The following is a 17,716-nucleotide window of genomic DNA, read 5'->3' as shown; positions in this document are numbered from 1 at the left end:
CTTGGAGCGTGCTTTCAAGTCGCTGATATACCTGAACTCCCGCCTCGTTCAGGTGAACGTGACACTGCCGTCCGCAGCGACGGGCAGGGTGAAGGTGAAGCGGCTGCCGCCGCTGTCACTGTCCGCCGACAGAGTCCCGCTATGGGCGGACATGACCGAGCGGCAGATGGACAGTCCCATTCCCATGCCGCTGTCCTTGGTGGTGAAGAAGGGATCGAAGATCCGCGCCAGGATGTCGGGGGAAATGCCGCCGCCGGTGTCGCCGATGCAGACCGCGAGCACGCCGTCGGTCACCCGGCTTTCGACCAGAAGCTCGCGCTGTCCTCCATGGCCGGCCATGGAATCCAGCGCGTTGGTGACGAGATTCAGAACCACCTGCTGCAGCTGTGTGCGGTCGCCCCGCACCTGGACGCCGTCGCTGCGGAGATCGGCGATCAGGCGGACGCCGCGCTTGCCGATCTCGTCGGCGGTCAGGGTCAGCACCTCCTCCACCAGGGGATCGACGGACAGCGGCTCCAGCACCAGGGGGGCCTGCTTCGCAAGCGACCGCAGCGCGCGCAGGATATCGGCGACGCGCAGGCCGGCGGTGCGGATGTCCTCCAGGTTCGACAAAACCTCCGCCACGTCGGGAGTGGGGGCCTTCAGCCAGCGCAGGCTGGCGCCGGCGCTGGCGACGATGCCGGCGAGCGGCTGGCTGATCTCGTGGGTGATGGAAGCCGCCAGTTCGCCCATGACCGTCAGGTGGCTTGCCCGCGCCAGATCGGCGCGTGCGACGCGAAGGGCCGCCTCCATTTCCTGGCGGCGGCGATTCTCCAGCATCAGGTCGGTGTAGAGCCGGGCCGCCTCCAGCGCGTTGGCCGCCTGGGGGGCCAGCACCTCCAGCATCGCCGCCTTGCGCGGCGTGAAGACGTTCAGCGCAAGGTCGTTTTCCAGGTAAAGGACGCCGACCAGCCGGCCCTGCTTGATCAGGGGCTGGCAAAGGTACGACCCCGCCTTCGCGCCGGCGGTCGCCGCATCGCCGGATGAGAGCGTCCGCCGGGTACGCAGCACGGTATGCAGGACGGCGGCCGGCACGCAATCCTCCGCCGGGACGTTGTCGGTCAGCCGGACCACGATGTCGCTGTCGACCAATGTCGCCGTCGCCTCCACCCGCGGCTCGTCTCCGCGCATCAGCAGCAGGGCGCCGCGCCGGGCACCGGCATGGACGATCATGTTGACCATCAGCCGCTCGACCAGCCGGTCCAGCAGGATCTCCTCCGACAGGGCATGGGCCGTCTTCAGCACCAGCTCCATGTCCAGATCCTCGATGCCCTGACGGGCGTCGACGGGGCCGTCGGCGGCCAGGAAGGGGAATTCCGCCTCCAGCCCCTTCACCTTGGCCAACGCCCCCCAGCGCCGGTAGGCGGCAGACGCCAGCCTCAGCTGGTCGCGGGCAGCATAGCCAAGCTGCAGCGACCGGGCATGGCGGCCGGCAAGTTCGTGGGCCAGTCCCTGTTCATGGGAAAAGCCGGCCGCCGCCGCCGCCGCCGCGGAGTCGTCATAGAGCCGCATCGCCTCGACGTCGCGGCCGTCCAGTCTGGCCCTCTCCGCATCGACCAGGGCCAGCTTGTTGCGGAAGGTCAGCGGGTTGATGTCCGCCCACAGGGCCAGCCGCCGGCGGCAGTGCGCCACCTCGTCCCGCGCCGCTGCGGCATCCGTCCCAGGATCCTGGGTGTGCAGCACGGCGTTGTAGAAGGTCAGCTCGCCGACGGAGATATGGGCCGGTGCCGCCCAGGTCATGCCGAAGGCTGGTGACAGGCTGGCCCGGGCCAGGGCGAAATCGCGGTGGTAGAGCGCGGCCTGTCCGCGCAGCTGCCAGGTCCAGAAATACAGCGCCGACATCGGCGTGCGGCCCGGTGCGGTCGCGGGATCCTGGAAGGCGGCTTCCCAAGCGCCCACCATCTGGCTGGCGTCCTCCTGCAGCGACTGCACATAGTCCTGCTGGGTCGACATCAGATCGACGATGTCGTCGAATCCCGCGTCCCGCGCGATGGCGATCAACGGGTCCGTCTCCTCCCGCACCGCCGACAGCCGCTCCCCCATCGCCAGCAGGTCTGAGACGATGTGGTTGCAGCTGTAGCAGAGCATGCGCAGCTCGGCGCACTGATGCCCGACCTTCTTGGCCTCGCGCACGTGGGCTAAGCCGTAGGACAGCGGCTGTGTCCAGGGGCTGACCTGATCCAGCGCCACCAGCACCGGGGTGCGATAGCGTTCGAAGCCGTGGCGGTCCACCAGTTGCAGCGCCGCCGAGGCGTAGGCGAACCCTTCCACATACTCGTCGAAGACGGTCGCCAAGGAGACGCCGAACCACGCGATCCCCTGGGCCGAGGCGGCGGTCACGCCATGCTTCAGCGTCAATTCCACCATGGTGGCGAGCTGAATATGCACCAGATCGGCCGACGGGTAGAAGAAGGCCGCCTCCAGCGCCGTCAGCAGCGCCATGGCGGCTTCCATGCACGGATCGTCCATCGCCGGCAGGTCGACCAGGGCCGAGACCGGCCGGCCATCCAGCAGCCGCCTGATCCTGTCGTAAGTGGCGGCGACCGCCCCCGGCGGCGGATCGGTGGGCAGGTCGATCCCCAGCTGCGCCAATCCTTCCAGCGCCACCTGCACCGCGCCGCGGAAATCCGACGCCACGGTCAGCCGCGCCGCCTTCAGCCGGTACGCCTCGGCGCCGTCGATGGCGTCGTCGGCATGACGGAACAGCCCGTCGATGGCGCTGTCAGCCCCGGCCGCGTCGCCGCTCGCCAGCAGGCATTCGGCTGTCAGCACCGCCGCCCGCCATGCCAACGCGTAGGATTGGGTCCAGCGCTCCTCCCCCAGGATGCGGTCGGCGCCTGCCAGATAGGTCAGCGCCCGGGCGCGCGCCGCAGCGGCGACCGCCTGACCCGCCGCGTCGATCAGGGTGCCGGCGAATTGATCGGCCCGCTCGGCACACAGCGGGGCGCCGTATGACAGCTCGATCTGTGCGGCGATCCTGAACAGTTCCTCCGGACCGCGGTCGGGCCATAGAGACAGCATGGCCGAGGCGATGGCCGCATGCTGCGCCGGGCGGTCCTCTACCGGCGTCAGCCCATAGGCGGCCTCCTGCACGCGGTCATGCACCAGCACCCAGCCGCCGGACTCCCCGTGCAGCACCAGCCCCGCCGCAGCCGCAGGCGCGAGCGCGGCCTGCACCGCGGCGGGCGGTAGGCCGGCGACCGATGCGAGAAGCCGGTCATCGGCGCCGTTGCCGATGCAGGCCAGCAGCCGCACCGCGGTCCGGCTGGCGGCCGGCAACCGGCGCAGCCGGACGACCAGCAGGTCGGTGACCGTCTCGCCGCCCGGCAGCAGGGCCGCCGTTCCGGCCGTCCATGTCCAGGCCGAGCGGCCGGCGTCGTGGCGCAGCGTCCCGTCATCCGCCAGAGTGCGGAGAAGCTGCAGGATGTGCAGCGGGTTGCCGCCGGTCTTCTCGCCGATCAGCCGCAGCAGGTCCTCCGCCCGGTCGACCGGCTCGTCCAGCACCGCCGTGACCAGGGCGGCGGTGGCCTGCGGGCCGATCGGCCGCAGGGCGATCCATGCCGGCGCCGTCGCGTCATCCCGCAAGGCCGACAGGAAACTGAGGAAACCCGGCCCGATATCCGCGCTGGTGTCGCGATAGGCGGCGATCACCACAAGCTCCGGCGGTGGGCTGTCGGCGATGGCGCGAATGAAGGCTAGCGTCGCCTCGTCGGCCCATTGCAGGTCGTCCAGGAACAGCAGGACCGGCGCACCGGGACGGGCGAAGGCCTGCAGGACGCCGGTCAGCATGCGGCGGATGCGCAGCGGCTGCTGGCTCGACGGATCGTTCAGCGTGTGGGCGGCCGGTCCGGTCACCGGCTCGAACTCAGGCAACAGGTGGAGCAAAAGCGCCAGCTGCCCGTCCAGCCGTTCGGCCAGACCGGCGCGCAACGCCTCCAGCTCCTCCAGCGGACCGGCGACCACTGCGGCCGCCAGCCGGCGCAACGCCTGGAGCACCGGGGCGTAGGGAACGGCAGGCTGATACTGGTCGGTCTTGCCGGCGGCGATGCGGGCATCCGCCGGAAGCCGGTGCCGCATGAAGCCGGCGACCAGCGCGGATTTGCCCGATCCGGGGGCGCCGCCGACGAAGACCAGCTGCCCCCGTCCGCCCGCCGCGGCACGGCCATAGGCATCGCCCAGCTGGCCGAGTTCCTCCTCCCGCCCCAGCAGGGTATCGGGCGGCGCCAGCCGGCGGATGCGGTCGGCCCGCGCCAGTTCGAAGGCAGGGATGTGCCGATGGGCGGACCAGTCCCGCAGGCAGCGCGTCAGGTCCTCGGCCAGCGAAGCGGCACTCTGGTAGCGGTCGTCGGGCGCCTTGGCGATCAGCTTCAGGATCAGCGCGTCCACCATCGGCGGCACGTCCGGACGCAGGCTGCTGGGAGATGGCGGCCGCACCGCCATATGGGCGTGCAGCCATTGCGCGGCGGACCCGCCGGTCAGCGGCGGACGGCCGGTCAGCAGACCGAACAGCACGACGCCCAGCGAATAGAGGTCGCTGCGCTCGTCGCCCGGCTGTCCTTCCGGTCCGGCGGTTTCCGGTGCGGTGTAGGCGGTGGGGCGCCGCCCGGCCTCGCCCTCTGCCTGTCCCGCCTGAAATCCGGTCAGGCGGACCTTCCCGGCCGGGGTGAGGATCAGGGCCTGCGGATTCAGGGCGCCATGCAGCAGATGGCGCCGGTGGGCCTCGGCAAGAGCCCCGACGGCCTGGGCGGCGACCTCCAGGAACTGGTCGAGGGGCGGCCTGTGCAGGGTGGACAAGGGCTGTCCGCCATCGTCCGGATAAATCAGCGCCGGTCCGTCGCGGGTCAGCCGCAGGTCCAGCGGGACCAGGGCCCAATCATCATCCAGCAGGGATTTCAGGCTCAGCTCATGGTCAATCTGCCGGCCGGCGGCCTCGTTGGCCCAGCCGGCCCGCGCGGCCAGCCAGCTGACGCCGTCGGCCCCCGTCAGCCGCAGCAGGCTGCGGTTTCCGTCGGTGGCCAGCAGCTCGGGCCGGGCGTCGTCCAGCCACTCCGCAGCCGGTGCCGCGGGCCGGTTGGGAGCAGGTGTTTCCCCGTCCCGGAGAGGATCGATACCGGACGCCATCGGACCTTGCTGGCTGCGTGAAAGGGATCCCGATCCGGTGATACATCAGTCATCGACGGCGGTATAACCGCCAAACGGCTTATGCCCCTCTCCGAAAGGGATAGGAGCGGTGCGTCAGGCCGTTTCGCTGTCCTCCAGGATCCGGTGCAGAATGGCGTGGAGATCGTCGGGATCGACGGGTTTCTCCAGGAACAGGCGGGCGCCCGATGCCATCGCCCGGTCGCGCATCCGCGGGTCCGGGAACGCCGTCAGCAGAAGGACCGGAATCTCCGGCATGCGGGCCTTGAGGGCCTCCTGCAGGTCTAATCCGCTCATCCCCGGCATGGTGACGTCCGAGATCAGACAGCCGACACCGGCGGGCGGGCAGTCAAGGAAGTCCTCGGCGCAGGCGAACAGCGAGATGCGATAGCCGAAGGAGCGGATCAGGCTGCCCAGGCTGTTGCGGACGATCGGGTCGTCCTCGACGATCGCAATGGTCGCGCTGGCGGGGGCCGGATGCATTGCGGCTAACGGCCGGCGTCCCCAGCCGGAGAGGCTGCGGCCGATGCGGACGGGAACGGGCAGCCCGATGGGCTCATGGCGGCGGCCTTGCTGACTGAGAGAAATGCCGCCTTCACTATGGGCGACTTTATCGGCCGGCAGAACCATACGTCCGCGAGGTGCCTGCGAACCTTGGGTGGGGGAACCCCATACCAAAGGTTAGGTGCCGGACGCCGGGGGCGCGGTTCATCATGGCGCGGCCCCTTCGCACGCCAGCCGGTTCTTCGGTTGCCCGGGCGTCGGAACCTGCCGCCGCAACCCTGCCGCCGCAACAGCGAGTGATCGTAGACCATGCACCCCGCCACGGCCGGCCGACCGGCCGAGCAGACCATTTCGGACCGCAGGATCGTGCTGATTGTCGATGACGATCCGCTGCTGCGTTCGTCGCTGGACAGCCTGTTCCGTTCGGTCGGGCTGGAAACCCGTCTGTTCGCCTCGGCCCAGGACGTGATGGATGCCCAGTTCTCCGACGTGACCTGCTGCATGGTGATGGACATCCGCATGCCGCGGATGAGCGGGCTGGAATTCCAGGCCCAGTTGAACGCGCGCGGCATCCGCGTGCCGATCATCTTCATCACCGGCCACGGCGACATCCCCATGTCGGTGCAGGCGATGAAGGCGGGCGCCTTCGATTTCATGACCAAGCCCTTCCGGGACCAGGAAATGCTGGACGCGGTGGAGGCGGCGCTGACTCGGGACGGCGAACGGCGCGGTCAGGACCGCATCCTTGCCGACGGCCGCGCCCGCTACGACGCCCTGACCCCGCGCGAGAAGGAGGTGATGGCGGGGGTGACCCGCGGCCTACTGAACAAGCAGGTGGCGGCCGAGCTTGGCATCAGCGAAATCACCGTGAAGCTCCACCGCTCCAGCCTCATGAAGAAGCTGGGGGTGCGGGCGCTCGCCGACCTCGTGCGGCTGGCCGAAGCGCTCGGCATAAACCGCGGCTGAGACGGCCGCCGGCCCGGGGTTCGACGCCGTGCTAACGCCGCGCCGCCTTGCGCCACCGCATCGGTGTCTGGCCGACTGCCCGGCCGAACAGGCGCGTCAGGTGGGCCTGATCGGAAAAGCCGCAGCTAAAGGCGATCTGACAGAGCGGCTCGTCGGTTTCCAGCATCAGGCGCTGGGCCAATCTCACCCGCCGTCCGATGATGTAGGCGTGGGGTGTCTCGCCCGTGCTGGCCTTGAAGGCGTCGGTGAAGCGTCCGCTGCCGAGCCCGACGAGGGCGGCCAGCGTCTCCACCCTTATCGGTCCGGCGATGTTGACCTCGATATGTTCGGTCACTCGGCGGAGCTGACAGGAGGCCAGTCCTCCTCTCGGCTGGGACGGGGTGGCGATGGCTGCCGGCTGGTTCCGCCGGTCCGCAACCAGGGAGGCGAGCCGGTCGAGGCAGAGCCGCGCGCCGTTGGGGTCATGGTCCAGCACGGCAAGGGCGCGGGTCACCAGCGTGGCGACCGTCCTGTCATCGGTGGCGACTGGCTGAAGCATCGGGGGGACTCCCTGCGTGACATGGCGTGCAGGGAGTTTCGCCGGCCTGGGGTGCGTCGCGGAATCGCACGCTGGGGTCGCCCGCCCCGTGCCATGGCTTTACGGTTGCTAACCCTTGGTGTGATGGCTCACTCCAGCATCGCGCCCAGCCGGCGCCCATAGGCGGCGATGGCGGTGCCGGCGGGATGGCGCTCCTCGTTGTAGGCTTGCAGGGCGGTCTCGATCTCCCGGTGGGCGGACAGATGCCGAGCCAACGTCATCGCGTCGCCCGCCGCCTTGGCGACGCCCATCGCGGTGTGCGGACGGACCACGAAGGCGGCATCGCCCAGCAAAGCCACCCGACCACGTGTCATCGCCGGCACCTCGTAATCGAAGATGGCCTGGACGAAGGGGCGGGGCTCCGCCGCGATCGCCGCGGCGAAGGGGGGCGGCAGCAGCTCCGCCGCATCCTGCCGCATCCTTGCAGCCAATGTCTTCGGCACCTGTCCGGGCGCCAGCGAATAGGGATGGTGGCGTCCCTGGGCGTCAGTCAGCAGCGCCGGCAGGTCGGCCGTCGCCACCCGCCGGTACCAGACCCAGTTGTAGCGCCGCTCCCCCACCGCGGTCTCCGCCGCCGGCCCGGTGACCAGATAGCCCAATGTGTGCGATTGCGGCATGTCGTAGAAGGCGAAGCGGTCCAGCAGGATGGCGGCCTCCGCCGGCAGATCACGTTCCGGCACCAGCCCGCGCCAAGCGACATAGCCGGCATACTCGTTGGCAGCGTGCCTGCCCACCACCGCGCAGCGGACGATGGAGCCCAGACCGTCGGCGCCGATCACCAGATCGGCCTCCTCCCGGCTGCCGTCGTCGAAGCGCAGGCTGGCGGAGGCTTCGTCCTGCTCCACCCCCAGGACGGTGCGGCCCAGGACATAGGCGTCGTCGGGCACCTTGCCGCGCATCGTGGCGTACAGATGGTCCCAGGAGATCTGCATCTGCGGCGTCGCCTGCCGGTTCCGGACTTCGCCGGCGCGGTCGAGGAAGATGCGCTCGTGGGCGACGACGCCGACATGGGCCACATGCTCGCACCCCACCACGCGCAGCAGGGCGAACAGGTCGCGCTGGCCGACCAACCCGGCGCCACGGCCGGCCAATCCACCGCTGGAGCGCTCATAGAGGCGGACGTCGTGCCCCTCCTGCCGCAGCAGGGCGGCGGCGAACAGACCGCCGACGGAGCCGCCGACGATCCTCACACGCAGGGTCTTCATGGTCTTTTCCCTTCTCATAGGGGACCGAGTGCGTCCTTGAGCCGTTCGGGGCTGAGCGGCATGTCTCGCAGGCGCACGCCGGTGGCGTCGGCGATCGCATTGGCCAGGGCGGCGGCGGACGGTCCCTGCGCCGCCTCGGCCGTGCCGAGGAAGGGCGCGCCGGGGCGATCCATCACCACCACCTCGACAGAGCCCGGCACATCGTCGAAGCGCAGGATGGGATAGCTGCTCCAGTCGAAGCTGGCGCGGCGGTCGGCGGCGAAGCGCACTGCCTCCCGCCCGGTCCAGCTGAGCGATTGCACCAGCCCGCCCTCGATCTGGTTGCGCACGCCGTCGGGGTTGGCGGGCTGGCCGCAATCGACCGCGGCAACGGCGCGGCGGACCCGCGTCCGACCGGTCTCGCGGTCGACCTCCACCTCCATCACCACCGCGCAATAGGCGCCGAGATTCTTGTAGCGGGCGAAGGCCATGCCGCAGCCGCGCCGGCCGTCGCCTCTCGGCCGTTTCGACCAGCCGAAGCGGTCGGCCGCCGCCTGCATCACGTCGCGCGCCCGTTCGTCCCGCATATGGTCGAGACGGATCGCCAGCGGGTCGATGCCGGCCCCGGCGGCCAGCTCGTCCAGCATGCTTTCGATGGAAAAGACATTCAGATGCGCGCCCAGCGACCGCAGGGCGGAGACGCGCGCCGGCATGTCCTTTAGGAAATGATAGACGACATGGGTGTTGGCGAAGCTGTAGAGCGGGTTGGAGTTGCGGCTGCCGTCGCCTTCCGGCATCGGGATCGGCTTGCCTTCGGGGGCGGGGAAGGGCGGGTCGGCCTCGTTGCCGGCCAGCACGCCGCCGGCTCCGACCGGGCGGTTGTTGTGCGGGTTGCTCCAGACCGCGTGGCGCCAGGAGACGATGCGGTTGTCGGCGCCCAGCGCCGCCTCCAGCTCCGTCATCATGCCGGGGCCGAGCGGTTCCCAGCCGAACTCCTGCTCGCGCATCCACTGCAGGCGAATGGGGTGGCCGGGCACGGCCTTGGCGATCACCGCCGCGTCGGCCGCTACGTCGTCGGCGCCGTTCTGGCCGTAGCAGCCGGCGCCCTCGGCATGGATGGCGTGGACCTTCTCCGGCGGCAGGCCGAGCAGTTCGGCGACGACGCGGCGGACGTCGAAGGTGCCCTGGCTGTGCGTCCAGACCGTCATCGTGCCGTCCACATACTGCGCGATGGCGCAGGACGGTCCGATGGAGCCGTGGCTGATCCAGGGCCGGGTATAGCGCGCCTTGATGCTGCGGACCGCCGGCCCCGCCGGTTCGCTGGTGTCCATGATCGGAATGTCGCGGGCCGGCAGCGCCTTCAGCGTCGCCGCCACGGCGTCGCCGGTGCCGTCAGCCGGCAGCGGGGGCTGTGTTCGGGCGTAAGCAGCCCGTTGCAGGTGGCGCAGGGCCTGGATCGCCGTCCATTGCCGCTCCGCCACCACCGCCAGGAAGCCGCCCTGCCGGACGATCTTCACCACGCCCGGCATGCGGGCGACGGCGCCGAGATCGGGCGATTGCAGGCTAGTGCCGACGCTGGGACCGCGGACGACACGGGCATGCAGCATGCCGGGCAGGCGCATGTCGTGCAGATAGGCGGCAACGCCGGTCAGCTTGGCCGGGATGTCGATCCGCGGCAATTCCCGGCCGAGCGTGCGGTAGTCGGAAGGCCGGCGCAGCGGCGCGTCGGGCACCGCCTGCACATGCAGCGACAGCCGCGCCGCGACCTCGCCATAGGGCAGGGACCTGCCGTCCGGTGCGCGCAGCTTGCCATTGCCGCCGGTGGAGACCTGATCGGCCGGCAAGTCCCAGACCCGTGCCGCTTCGGCCGCCAGCAGCATGCGCACATTGGCGGCGGCGTTCTGAATCGCGGTGCCGCTGTCCTGCATGGAATGGCTGCCGGCGGTCAGCCCCTCGTCCGGCGTGCGTTCGGTGTCGGCGGTGACCAGGGTGATGGCGGCGGCCGGGATGTCCAATTCCTCCGCCGCGACCTGGGTCAGAGCGGTGCGGATGCCCTGGCCCAGTTCCACCTTGCCGGTGAAGACGTTGACCCGGCCATCGGCGTCGATGCGGATCCAGGCGTCGAGCCAGGGGGTGGATTTCAGGCTGCCCTTCAGGTCGGGCGCCACCACCGCCGGGCCTGCACCGCCCTCGCCGCCGCCGGCAAGCTGGGCGAAAGCCCTGGGCGCCAGGGCGAAGGACACCACCAGGGCGCCGCCGGTCAGGAAGCCGCGGCGGGAGACGGATGACAGGGTCGGGCTCATGGCCGCACCTCCTGCGCCGCTTGGGTGCCCTTGCGCATGGCGACGGCGCGGCGGATGGCGCGCAGGATGCGCATGTGGGTGCCGCAACGGCAGAGATTGGTCTGCATGTGGGCGCGAATCTGCGCTTCGTCGGGGTCGGGAACGCGGTCGAGCAGGGCCTGCGCGCGCATCAGCATTCCGGCGATGCAGTAGCCGCACTGGGCGGCCTGTTCCTTCTCGAAGGCCTGCTGCAGCAGGCCGGGTGCTTCCGCGCTGCCCAGCCCCTCCACCGTGCGGATGCTGCGGCCGGCGACGGCGCCGACCGGCGTCAGGCAGGAGAAGGCGGGCTTGCCGTCGATGTGCACGGTGCAGGCGCCGCACTGGCCCAGGCCGCAGCCGTATTTGGCCCCGTTCAGTTCCAGGTCGTCGCGGAGCACGTAAAGCAATGGCGTGGCCGGGTCGATGTCCAGCGCGTGGTCGGCGCCGTTGACGGTGAGGGTGACGGTCATGGCTGGGACTCCTCCTTGCGGACCGTGGCGGCCGCCGTCGCCAGCGAGGTCCAGGCCGGACGGTTGCTGAAGCGGGATCGCAGATAGGCGGCGAGGTCGGCGATTTGCGCGTCGGTCAGGCTGGCGGCAAAGGGCGGCATCGTCGGTCCGGCCGGTCCGGTCGGCGGGTGGATGCCTTGCAGGATGGCGCGGATCGCGTTGTCGGGCTGGTCGAGTTGCAGGGCGGTCACCGTCGACAGACCGGGACGGCCCTGCGTCATCATCGGCGCGCCGCCGTCGTGGCAGCCGGCGCAGGCCCCGGCGAACAGCGAGGCGCCGGCCGGGTTCGCCTTGGCCGCCTCCGCCGCGCGGTCCGGAGGGGAGGGCGCTTTCGGAGCGGCGCGGTCTGCCGACAGTGAGGCAATGTAGGTGGCGATGGCGCGGACATCGGCCTCCGGCGCGCGGGACAGGCCATGCACCACCGGTCCCATCGGCCCGGCGGCGGCGCCATGACGACCGTCCACGCCGGTGCGCAGATAGGTGAACAGGCTGTCGGCCGTCCAGGGTACGGCGGCCGGGCTGGCGCCGTTCAGTGCGGGAGCGACCCAGCCCTCGGCCACGCCGCCGGAATAGGCGCTGCTGCCCGTCTCCTCGGCGCCCGCAAGGTTGCGCGGGCTGTGGCAGCCGCTGCAATGGCCGAGACCTTCGGCGAGATAGGCACCGCGGTTCCACTCCGCATCGCGGTCCGGCCGCGGCGTGAACTCCTCCTGATGCAGGAACAGAAGCTTCCAGCCGGCCAGCAGCGGCCGGAAGCCCAGCGGGAAGAGCAGGTCGTTCGCCTTGGCCGGAGCGGAGGCCGCCGGCCGGGTCATCAGGAAGGCGTAGATCGCGTCCAGGTCCCCGTCATGCACCCGGCGGTAATGGTCGTAGGGCAATGCGGGATAGAGATGACGGCCGTCACGCGACACCCCGTCGCGCATGGCGCGTTTGAAAGCCTCCTTCGACCATCCGCCGATCCCGGTTTGCGGATCGGGCGTGATGTTGGTGGAATAGAGCGTGCCGAACGGCGTCGCCAATGCCCGGCCACCGGCGTAAGCGACACCACCATCGGCGGTGTGGCAGACGATGCAGTCGCCGACCGTGGCCAGCGCGGCACCGCGGGACACCAGTTCCGCCGGGAAGTCGGAGGCCTTGGGCGTGGGAACGGTGGGCAGGCCGCTTCGGTAGGCGATCCCCAGGAACGCGCCGACGCCGGCAAGGCAGGCCAATGCGCCACCGGCTGCCCATCGCGTTGGTTTCATGCTGCACCTCCTCTGCTCCGCCGCATGCGTCGTGGGCGGGCGGATAAGTCCAGGGAGGGTGCCGGAGTGTGCGGCAGTCGTATTGAAGAATGGGCGCGGGATTTTTGAACGAAACCCGCACGCCCCTACGCCGTTGGTCCAGCGGCTTCGGTTCGCCCGGTCTGCCCGGAAGCCTCAGCCGATGCGCTCGATGGCGATGGCCGTGGCTTCTCCGCCGCCGATGCACAGAGAGGCCACGCCGCGGGTCAGTCCGCGCGCCGCCAGAGCGTGCAGCAGCGTCACGATCAGCCGCGCTCCGGTGGCGCCGATGGGATGGCCGAGCGCGCAGGCCCCGCCATTGACGTTCAGCCGGTCGGATGCGATGCCCAGGTCGCGCTGTGCCGCCATGGCGACAACGGCGAAGGCCTCGTTGATCTCGAACAGGTCGACGTCTTCCACCGACCAGCCGACCTTGTCCAGCAATTTGCGGATCGCCGGAATGGGGGCGGTGGTGAACCACGCCGGATCCTGGCTGTGGGTGGCGTGGCCGCGGATCTCCGCCAGGATCGGCAGGCCGGCGGCTTCGGCAACCGAGCGACGGGTCAGCACCAGCGCCGCGGCACCGTCGGCATTGGCGGACGAACTGGCGGCGGTGATTGTCCCATCGTGGCGGAAGGCCGGTTTCAGCGCCGGGATCTTGTCGGGCGAGACCTTCAGCGGAATCTCGTCCTGCCCGACCAGCCGGTCGCCGCCTTTGGCGGGCACGGCGACGGGCACGATCTCCGCCGCGAAGGCGCCGCTTTCCACCGCCGTCCGGGCGCGCATCAACGTTTGGGCCGCATAGGCATCCTGTTCGGCGCGGGTGAAGCCGTAGGCCTCGGCCGTCGCCTCGCCGAAATCGCCCATGGCCCGGCCGCCCTCATAGGCGTCCTCCAGCCCGTCCAGCATCATGTGGTCCAGCAGCCGGTCATGGCCGATGCGATAGCCGCCGCGCGCCTTCGCCAGCAGATAGGGGGCGTTGGTCATCGACTCCATGCCGCCGGCCACCACGATGTCGGCCGAACCGGCGCGGATCAGGTCATGGGCCAGCATGGTGGCCTTCATGCCGGAGCCGCAGACCTTGTTGATGGTCGTGGCCCCCGTCGTATCGGGAAGCCCGGCGCCGCGGGCCGCCTGCCGGGCCGGTGCCTGCCCCTGTCCCGCCGGCAGGACGCAGCCCATCAGAACCTCGCCGACGCTGGCGGGCGGCAGGCCGGCCCGTTCCACCGCCGCCGCGATGGCGCGCGCGCCGAGTGCGGTTGCCGGCAGTGCCGCAAGCTCTCCCTGAAAGCGCCCGAGCGGCGTGCGGACGGCGGACACGATGACGACGGGATCCTGGCTGGAAGAGGGGCTGGAAGAGGGGATGGAAGGGGTGTGCATGGTTGCGTTCTCCGGGTCTGCATCCCGACGGGGGTGGATTAAATTATGATCGTCATGTTTGCATAATTGATGATGAACGTCATATAATTTGTCAATGGGTCTTCAGCCGATTTTCGGGAATGGCACCGGTCAAGGTCCGGTCACGGAAGGTGCATCATGCGGGTGAGCAAGGAGCAGGCGGCGGAGAACCGGCGCCGGGTGGTGGAGGTGGCAAGCGGGCTGTTCCGCGAGCGGGGATTCAATGGGATCGGCGTCGCCGACCTGATGAAGGAAGCCGGGCTGACCCATGGCGGGTTCTACGGCCAGTTCGCGTCCAAGGAGGATCTGGCGGCGGAGGCCTGTGCCCGCGCGATGGATGTGATGGCGGAGCGCTGGAACTATTCGGCTGAGACGCCGCCGGGGGACGAGGCGCTGGCGGCCTTGCTGGACGGCTACCTGTCGCCGCGTCACCGCGACCACAGCGCCGCCGGCTGTCCCATTGCCGCGCTCGGCGTCGATGTGTCCCGGCAGGGCGGGGCGGTGCGCGGCGCCTTTACCCGGGGCCTGCGCCCGTTCATCGACAGGCTGCAACGGCTGGTGCCGGGCCGCTCGGCGGAGGCAAAGCGCAAGGCCGCCCTCGCCACCCTGTCGGGGATGGTCGGCGCGCTGATCCTCGCGCGCGCCGTCGACGATCCCACCCTGTCGGAGGAGATCCTGGAGGCGGCACGCGAGAGTCTCGGCAGGTCGGGAGCGGCCGGCGAATAGCCGGCGGCTCGGGTCAGGCGATGCGGCGCAGCAGCTCGATCCGCAGCGGTTCGCCCAGCAGCGTATCGAACTGCGCGGCGAGGCCGGTGAAGGCCGCGCCCTTGGCATGGGTGTCGAGTGCGGCCTGATCCTGCCAGACCTCGTACATCACGATGGTGCCGGGCCGTTCGCGGTCGACATGGGCGGAGTAGGCGAGGCAGCCCGGCTCCTTCAACACGGCCGGGACGATGGCGGTGATGGCGTCGGCCAATGCCTGCTCCTGACCGGCCTTGGCGACAAGATAGGCGACGAGTTGCACCTGATCGCTTGGCGGAACGCTCATTGCGGTGTTTCCCTTGTGGGTGGCTGACGGAACGGTGGCTGCGGCCAGACTGGCCCATGGACGGGTTCCTGGCAACCCGCCGCGGCGCGTCCGCACCGGTGCGCGAGGTTCGGCTGCCTCGGCGTCCGGACGCTCCACCCTGGCCTGTTGGTGATCGGCGTTCTTGCGTACGGGCTATGCCGTCCCAGAGCGCGTGGATGCGTGACAGGAGGCTTTCCCCGCTTGTTGTCCTCGGATCGCCCATCCACGTTTTTATCCAACGCCCCGGGAGACCATGGCTTTTGTCGAATGCAGCGCGCAAGCGCCCGCAGACCGCCGCGGACGGACGAACCGCCTTTTCATCACCCTGATCTGCCTCGCTTTCCTGTTCCTGTCCGTCGTCGCAACGGCAGGCTCCGCCTTTGCGCAGTCCCCGCCGGTTGCGCCCGCGACGGCGCAGGACCCAAGCCCGAAAGAGATCGGACGACTGATCGATTCGCTGGAGACCCCGGCCAAGCGCGAGGCGCTGCTCGATCAGCTCAAGGCTTTGCAGCAGGCCGAACAGGCGGTGAAGCCCGACCGGGAGCCGGAGGGGCTCGGCACCCGCCTGCTGACCCTGCTGTCCTCGCGCCTGGACGATTTGGGGCAGGAGGTCCGGACGACCGGCGAGGTGGTGCTGAATGCTCCGCAGGGCATGCGCTGGCTGCAGCGGCAGGCGCTGGACCCGGCGCGGCAGGCGACATGGGCCTGGCTGTTCGCCGAACTGGCCCTGGTCGTGGTGGGCGGGCATGCCGCCCGGCTGGTCGCGACGCACCTGCTGCGCCGGCCCCGGTCGGTCCTGGCGGCACGGCCGTTCCATTCCGCCATCGCCAAGGTTCCGCTGCTGCTCGTCCGTGCGCTGATGGATCTGGCCCCGATCGCCGCCTTCGCCGTGGCGGGCTTCGGCGTGCTGGTGTTGATCGACCCGCCCAGCACGGTGCGGCTGTTGGGCATTGCCTTCCTGAACGCCAGCCTGTTCGTGCAGGTCGTGGTCCTGGTGATGCGGGGGCTGCTGTCGCCGCGCTCCACCAACCTGCGGCTGATTCCCATGAGCGATGAGGCGGCGCGTCGGCTGCTGGTGTGGAGCCGCGCCATCGCGGTCTCCACCGTCTATGGCCTGTTCGCAGCCGGGACGGCGCGCACGCTGGGGCTGCCCGAGCAGTCCTACGACACGCTGGTCAAGCTGGTCGGCTTCGCCGATGCCCTTATGCTGACGGCGCTGGTTCTGCAAAGCCGTGCCGCCGTCGCCTCCTGGCTGCGCGGGGAGATTTCGGCCGTTGCCCCGCCTGTGGAGCATGGGCAGGCCGCGGCGCCGGCGGCGAGGACGACGCGCCCCGGCCGCCTTCTTCGCGCCGCCGGTCGGCGTCTGGCCAATGTCTGGCATGCCGTTGCCATCCTCTACATCGTCGCATTGTTCGGCATCTGGGCGCTCGATGTCGAAGGTGGGTTGTGGTTCGTTCTGCGCGCCACCGCCGTGTCGCTGGTCGCGGTCGTGGTGGCCCGGATGGTCGGGCGCGGGATCGCGCGTGGCTCCACGGCGCTGCGGCTCCGCCTGGACCGCCAGCGTTCCACCTTGGGCGATCGGCGGATAAAGCGTTACATCAGGCCCGGCACGCGGCTGCTGCACTGGGCGTTGGCGGCGGTGACCGGACTGGTCGTGCTGGACGCCTGGGGGCTGGACGTGCGCGGGACACTGGAAACGGCGATGGGCTGGCGGTTCCTGGCGTCCGGCCTCGCCATCCTGCTGGTGGCCGCCATCGCGCTTGCGGTTTGGGAGCTGACCAACGCCGTGATCGAGCGGAATCTGGCGACCACCGACCGCTATGGACATGCCATCCAGCGAAGCGCGCGCATCCGCACCCTGCTGCCGCTTCTGCGCAACGCCCTGATGGTGGTGCTGCTCACCTTCGTGACGCTGATCACCCTGTCGGAACTGGGATTGGACATCGGGCCGTTGCTGGCCGGTGCCGGAGTCGTCGGTCTGGCCGTCGGCTTCGGTGCCCAGACGCTGGTGAAGGACGTCATCACCGGCCTGTTCATTCTGTTCGAGGACACCATCTCGGTCGGCGACGTGGTCAATGTCGGTGGCAAGGGCGGGCTGGTGGAGGGCATCACCATCCGCACCATCCGTCTGCGCGATTTTGACGGAACGGTGCACACCGTGCCGTTCAGCGCGGTGACCAGCATCTCCAACATGACCAAGGACTTCAGCTATTACGTGTTCGACGTCACCGTGGCCTATCGGGAGGATGTCGACCGCGTGGTGTCGGTGCTGCACGAGATCGGGGCGGGAATGCGCGCCGACCAGCGCTTCGCCCCGCTGATCCTGGAACCGCTGGAGGTGCTGGGAGTCGATGCCTTCCAGGACTCCGCCGTCCTGATCAAGGCGCGCATCAAGACCCTGCCGATCCAGCAGTGGACTGTCGGCCGCGAATTCAACGGGCGCATGAAGAAGCGCTTCGGAGAGTTGGGGATTGCCATCCCGTTTCCGCAACGCATTCTTCACATCGCGCCGAATGCGATGTCCAGCGCAGGCGCCTATGGCGAAGCCGCGGAGTGACTGCAGCGTGCGGCCGCGCTTCCCGCCCAGGCTGGCCGGATCGCGGCCGCACGCTGCCTGACCAAAAGATCCGTGCGCAAACAGCCATTCGTTGTCGTTTCCGCACGGAAAGCGATGCTGCTTTTTTGCGCGGTGACAGGCTTTTCAATTCGAATAGTCTAATGAAAATCGGTCAGTGACCAAACAGTGCAGAG

At 69.8% G+C, this 17,716-nt stretch carries 12 protein-coding genes; 3 read left to right on the top strand and 9 right to left on the bottom strand.

Annotation, left to right across the window (positions count from 1 at the left end):
* Positions 1–48 precede the first annotated feature (48 nt).
* Both M5E06_RS22975 and M5E06_RS22970 read right to left on the bottom strand, forming a co-directional pair.
* Positions 49–5,160, bottom strand: coding sequence for a trifunctional serine/threonine-protein kinase/ATP-binding protein/sensor histidine kinase (locus M5E06_RS22975; RefSeq protein WP_252140178.1), 5,112 nt, complete (start codon positions 5,158–5,160; stop codon positions 49–51).
* A 114-nt stretch (positions 5,161–5,274) separates the two neighbouring features.
* Positions 5,275–5,808, bottom strand: a complete 534-nt coding sequence (locus M5E06_RS22970) for a response regulator transcription factor (protein WP_252140177.1) — start codon at positions 5,806–5,808, stop codon at positions 5,275–5,277.
* Positions 5,809–5,991: 183 nt separating this feature from the next.
* Between M5E06_RS22970 and M5E06_RS22965 the strand changes: the two genes are divergently transcribed.
* The gene (locus M5E06_RS22965) at positions 5,992–6,648 is read left to right on the top strand and encodes a response regulator transcription factor (protein WP_109151591.1); all 657 of its coding nucleotides are present in this window, start codon (positions 5,992–5,994) and stop codon (positions 6,646–6,648) included.
* Between the two features lie 31 nt (positions 6,649–6,679).
* Here M5E06_RS22965 and M5E06_RS22960 read toward each other — a convergent pair whose 3' ends face one another.
* The 6 genes from M5E06_RS22960 to M5E06_RS22935 all read right to left on the bottom strand — a co-directional run bounded on the left by M5E06_RS22960 (position 6,680) and on the right by M5E06_RS22935 (position 13,878).
* Positions 6,680–7,186, bottom strand: a complete 507-nt coding sequence (locus tag M5E06_RS22960; RefSeq protein ID WP_252140176.1) for a helix-turn-helix domain-containing protein — start codon at positions 7,184–7,186, stop codon at positions 6,680–6,682.
* Between the two features lie 128 nt (positions 7,187–7,314).
* Positions 7,315–8,430, bottom strand: coding sequence for an FAD binding domain-containing protein (locus M5E06_RS22955; RefSeq protein WP_252140175.1), 1,116 nt, complete (start codon positions 8,428–8,430; stop codon positions 7,315–7,317).
* A 14-nt stretch (positions 8,431–8,444) separates the two neighbouring features.
* A complete protein-coding gene (locus M5E06_RS22950) occupies positions 8,445–10,712 on the bottom strand; it encodes a xanthine dehydrogenase family protein molybdopterin-binding subunit (RefSeq protein WP_252140174.1) in 2,268 nt (755 codons plus the stop codon).
* Positions 10,709–11,200, bottom strand: a complete 492-nt coding sequence (locus M5E06_RS22945) for a (2Fe-2S)-binding protein (RefSeq protein ID WP_252140173.1) — start codon at positions 11,198–11,200, stop codon at positions 10,709–10,711. The genes M5E06_RS22950 and M5E06_RS22945 overlap by 4 nt, the downstream gene beginning before the upstream one ends.
* Complete coding sequence (locus tag M5E06_RS22940; protein ID WP_252140172.1) at positions 11,197–12,480, bottom strand: c-type cytochrome; 1,284 nt, start codon at positions 12,478–12,480, stop codon at positions 11,197–11,199. The genes M5E06_RS22945 and M5E06_RS22940 overlap by 4 nt, the downstream gene beginning before the upstream one ends.
* 174 nt (positions 12,481–12,654) lie before the next feature.
* On the bottom strand, positions 12,655–13,878 hold the full coding sequence (locus tag M5E06_RS22935) for an acetyl-CoA C-acyltransferase (protein ID WP_252140171.1): 1,224 nt from the start codon (positions 13,876–13,878) through the stop codon (positions 12,655–12,657).
* Between the two features lie 156 nt (positions 13,879–14,034).
* Here M5E06_RS22935 and M5E06_RS22930 point away from each other — a divergent pair, with 156 nt between their 5' ends.
* Positions 14,035–14,622 carry a TetR/AcrR family transcriptional regulator gene (locus tag M5E06_RS22930; RefSeq protein WP_252140170.1) on the top strand — a complete coding sequence of 196 codons (588 nt, stop codon included), beginning with the start codon at positions 14,035–14,037 and terminating at the stop codon, positions 14,620–14,622.
* Positions 14,623–14,635: 13 nt separating this feature from the next.
* On the opposite strand, the gene M5E06_RS22925 is transcribed toward M5E06_RS22930, so the two are convergent.
* Positions 14,636–14,944, bottom strand: coding sequence for a putative quinol monooxygenase (locus M5E06_RS22925; protein WP_252140169.1), 309 nt, complete (start codon positions 14,942–14,944; stop codon positions 14,636–14,638).
* A gap of 274 nt (positions 14,945–15,218) precedes the next feature.
* Here M5E06_RS22925 and M5E06_RS22920 point away from each other — a divergent pair, with 274 nt between their 5' ends.
* A complete protein-coding gene (locus M5E06_RS22920; protein ID WP_252140168.1) occupies positions 15,219–17,522 on the top strand; it encodes a mechanosensitive ion channel domain-containing protein in 2,304 nt (767 codons plus the stop codon).
* The last annotated feature ends 194 nt before the right edge of the window (positions 17,523–17,716 follow it).

Source organism: Azospirillum sp. A1-3, from assembly GCF_023806445.1.
GTDB lineage: Bacteria > Pseudomonadota > Alphaproteobacteria > Azospirillales > Azospirillaceae > Azospirillum.
This window is presented reverse-complemented; position numbering and strand designations above follow the sequence as displayed.

What these genes read in the sequence shown, in the direction of transcription:
- M5E06_RS22975 (WP_252140178.1), bottom strand. Translation starts at nt 5,160, where the DNA reads ATGGCGTCCGGTATCGATCCTCTCCGGGACGGGGAAACACCTGCTCCC.
- M5E06_RS22970 (WP_252140177.1), bottom strand. Translation starts at nt 5,808, where the DNA reads ATGGTTCTGCCGGCCGATAAAGTCGCCCATAGTGAAGGCGGCATTTCT.
- M5E06_RS22965 (WP_109151591.1), top strand. Translation starts at nt 5,992, where the DNA reads ATGCACCCCGCCACGGCCGGCCGACCGGCCGAGCAGACCATTTCGGAC.
- M5E06_RS22960 (WP_252140176.1), bottom strand. Translation starts at nt 7,186, where the DNA reads ATGCTTCAGCCAGTCGCCACCGATGACAGGACGGTCGCCACGCTGGTG.
- M5E06_RS22955 (WP_252140175.1), bottom strand. Translation starts at nt 8,430, where the DNA reads ATGAAGACCCTGCGTGTGAGGATCGTCGGCGGCTCCGTCGGCGGTCTG.
- M5E06_RS22950 (WP_252140174.1), bottom strand. Translation starts at nt 10,712, where the DNA reads ATGAGCCCGACCCTGTCATCCGTCTCCCGCCGCGGCTTCCTGACCGGC.
- M5E06_RS22945 (WP_252140173.1), bottom strand. Translation starts at nt 11,200, where the DNA reads ATGACCGTCACCCTCACCGTCAACGGCGCCGACCACGCGCTGGACATC.
- M5E06_RS22940 (WP_252140172.1), bottom strand. Translation starts at nt 12,480, where the DNA reads ATGAAACCAACGCGATGGGCAGCCGGTGGCGCATTGGCCTGCCTTGCC.
- M5E06_RS22935 (WP_252140171.1), bottom strand. Translation starts at nt 13,878, where the DNA reads ATGCACACCCCTTCCATCCCCTCTTCCAGCCCCTCTTCCAGCCAGGAT.
- M5E06_RS22930 (WP_252140170.1), top strand. Translation starts at nt 14,035, where the DNA reads ATGCGGGTGAGCAAGGAGCAGGCGGCGGAGAACCGGCGCCGGGTGGTG.
- M5E06_RS22925 (WP_252140169.1), bottom strand. Translation starts at nt 14,944, where the DNA reads ATGAGCGTTCCGCCAAGCGATCAGGTGCAACTCGTCGCCTATCTTGTC.
- M5E06_RS22920 (WP_252140168.1), top strand. Translation starts at nt 15,219, where the DNA reads ATGGCTTTTGTCGAATGCAGCGCGCAAGCGCCCGCAGACCGCCGCGGA.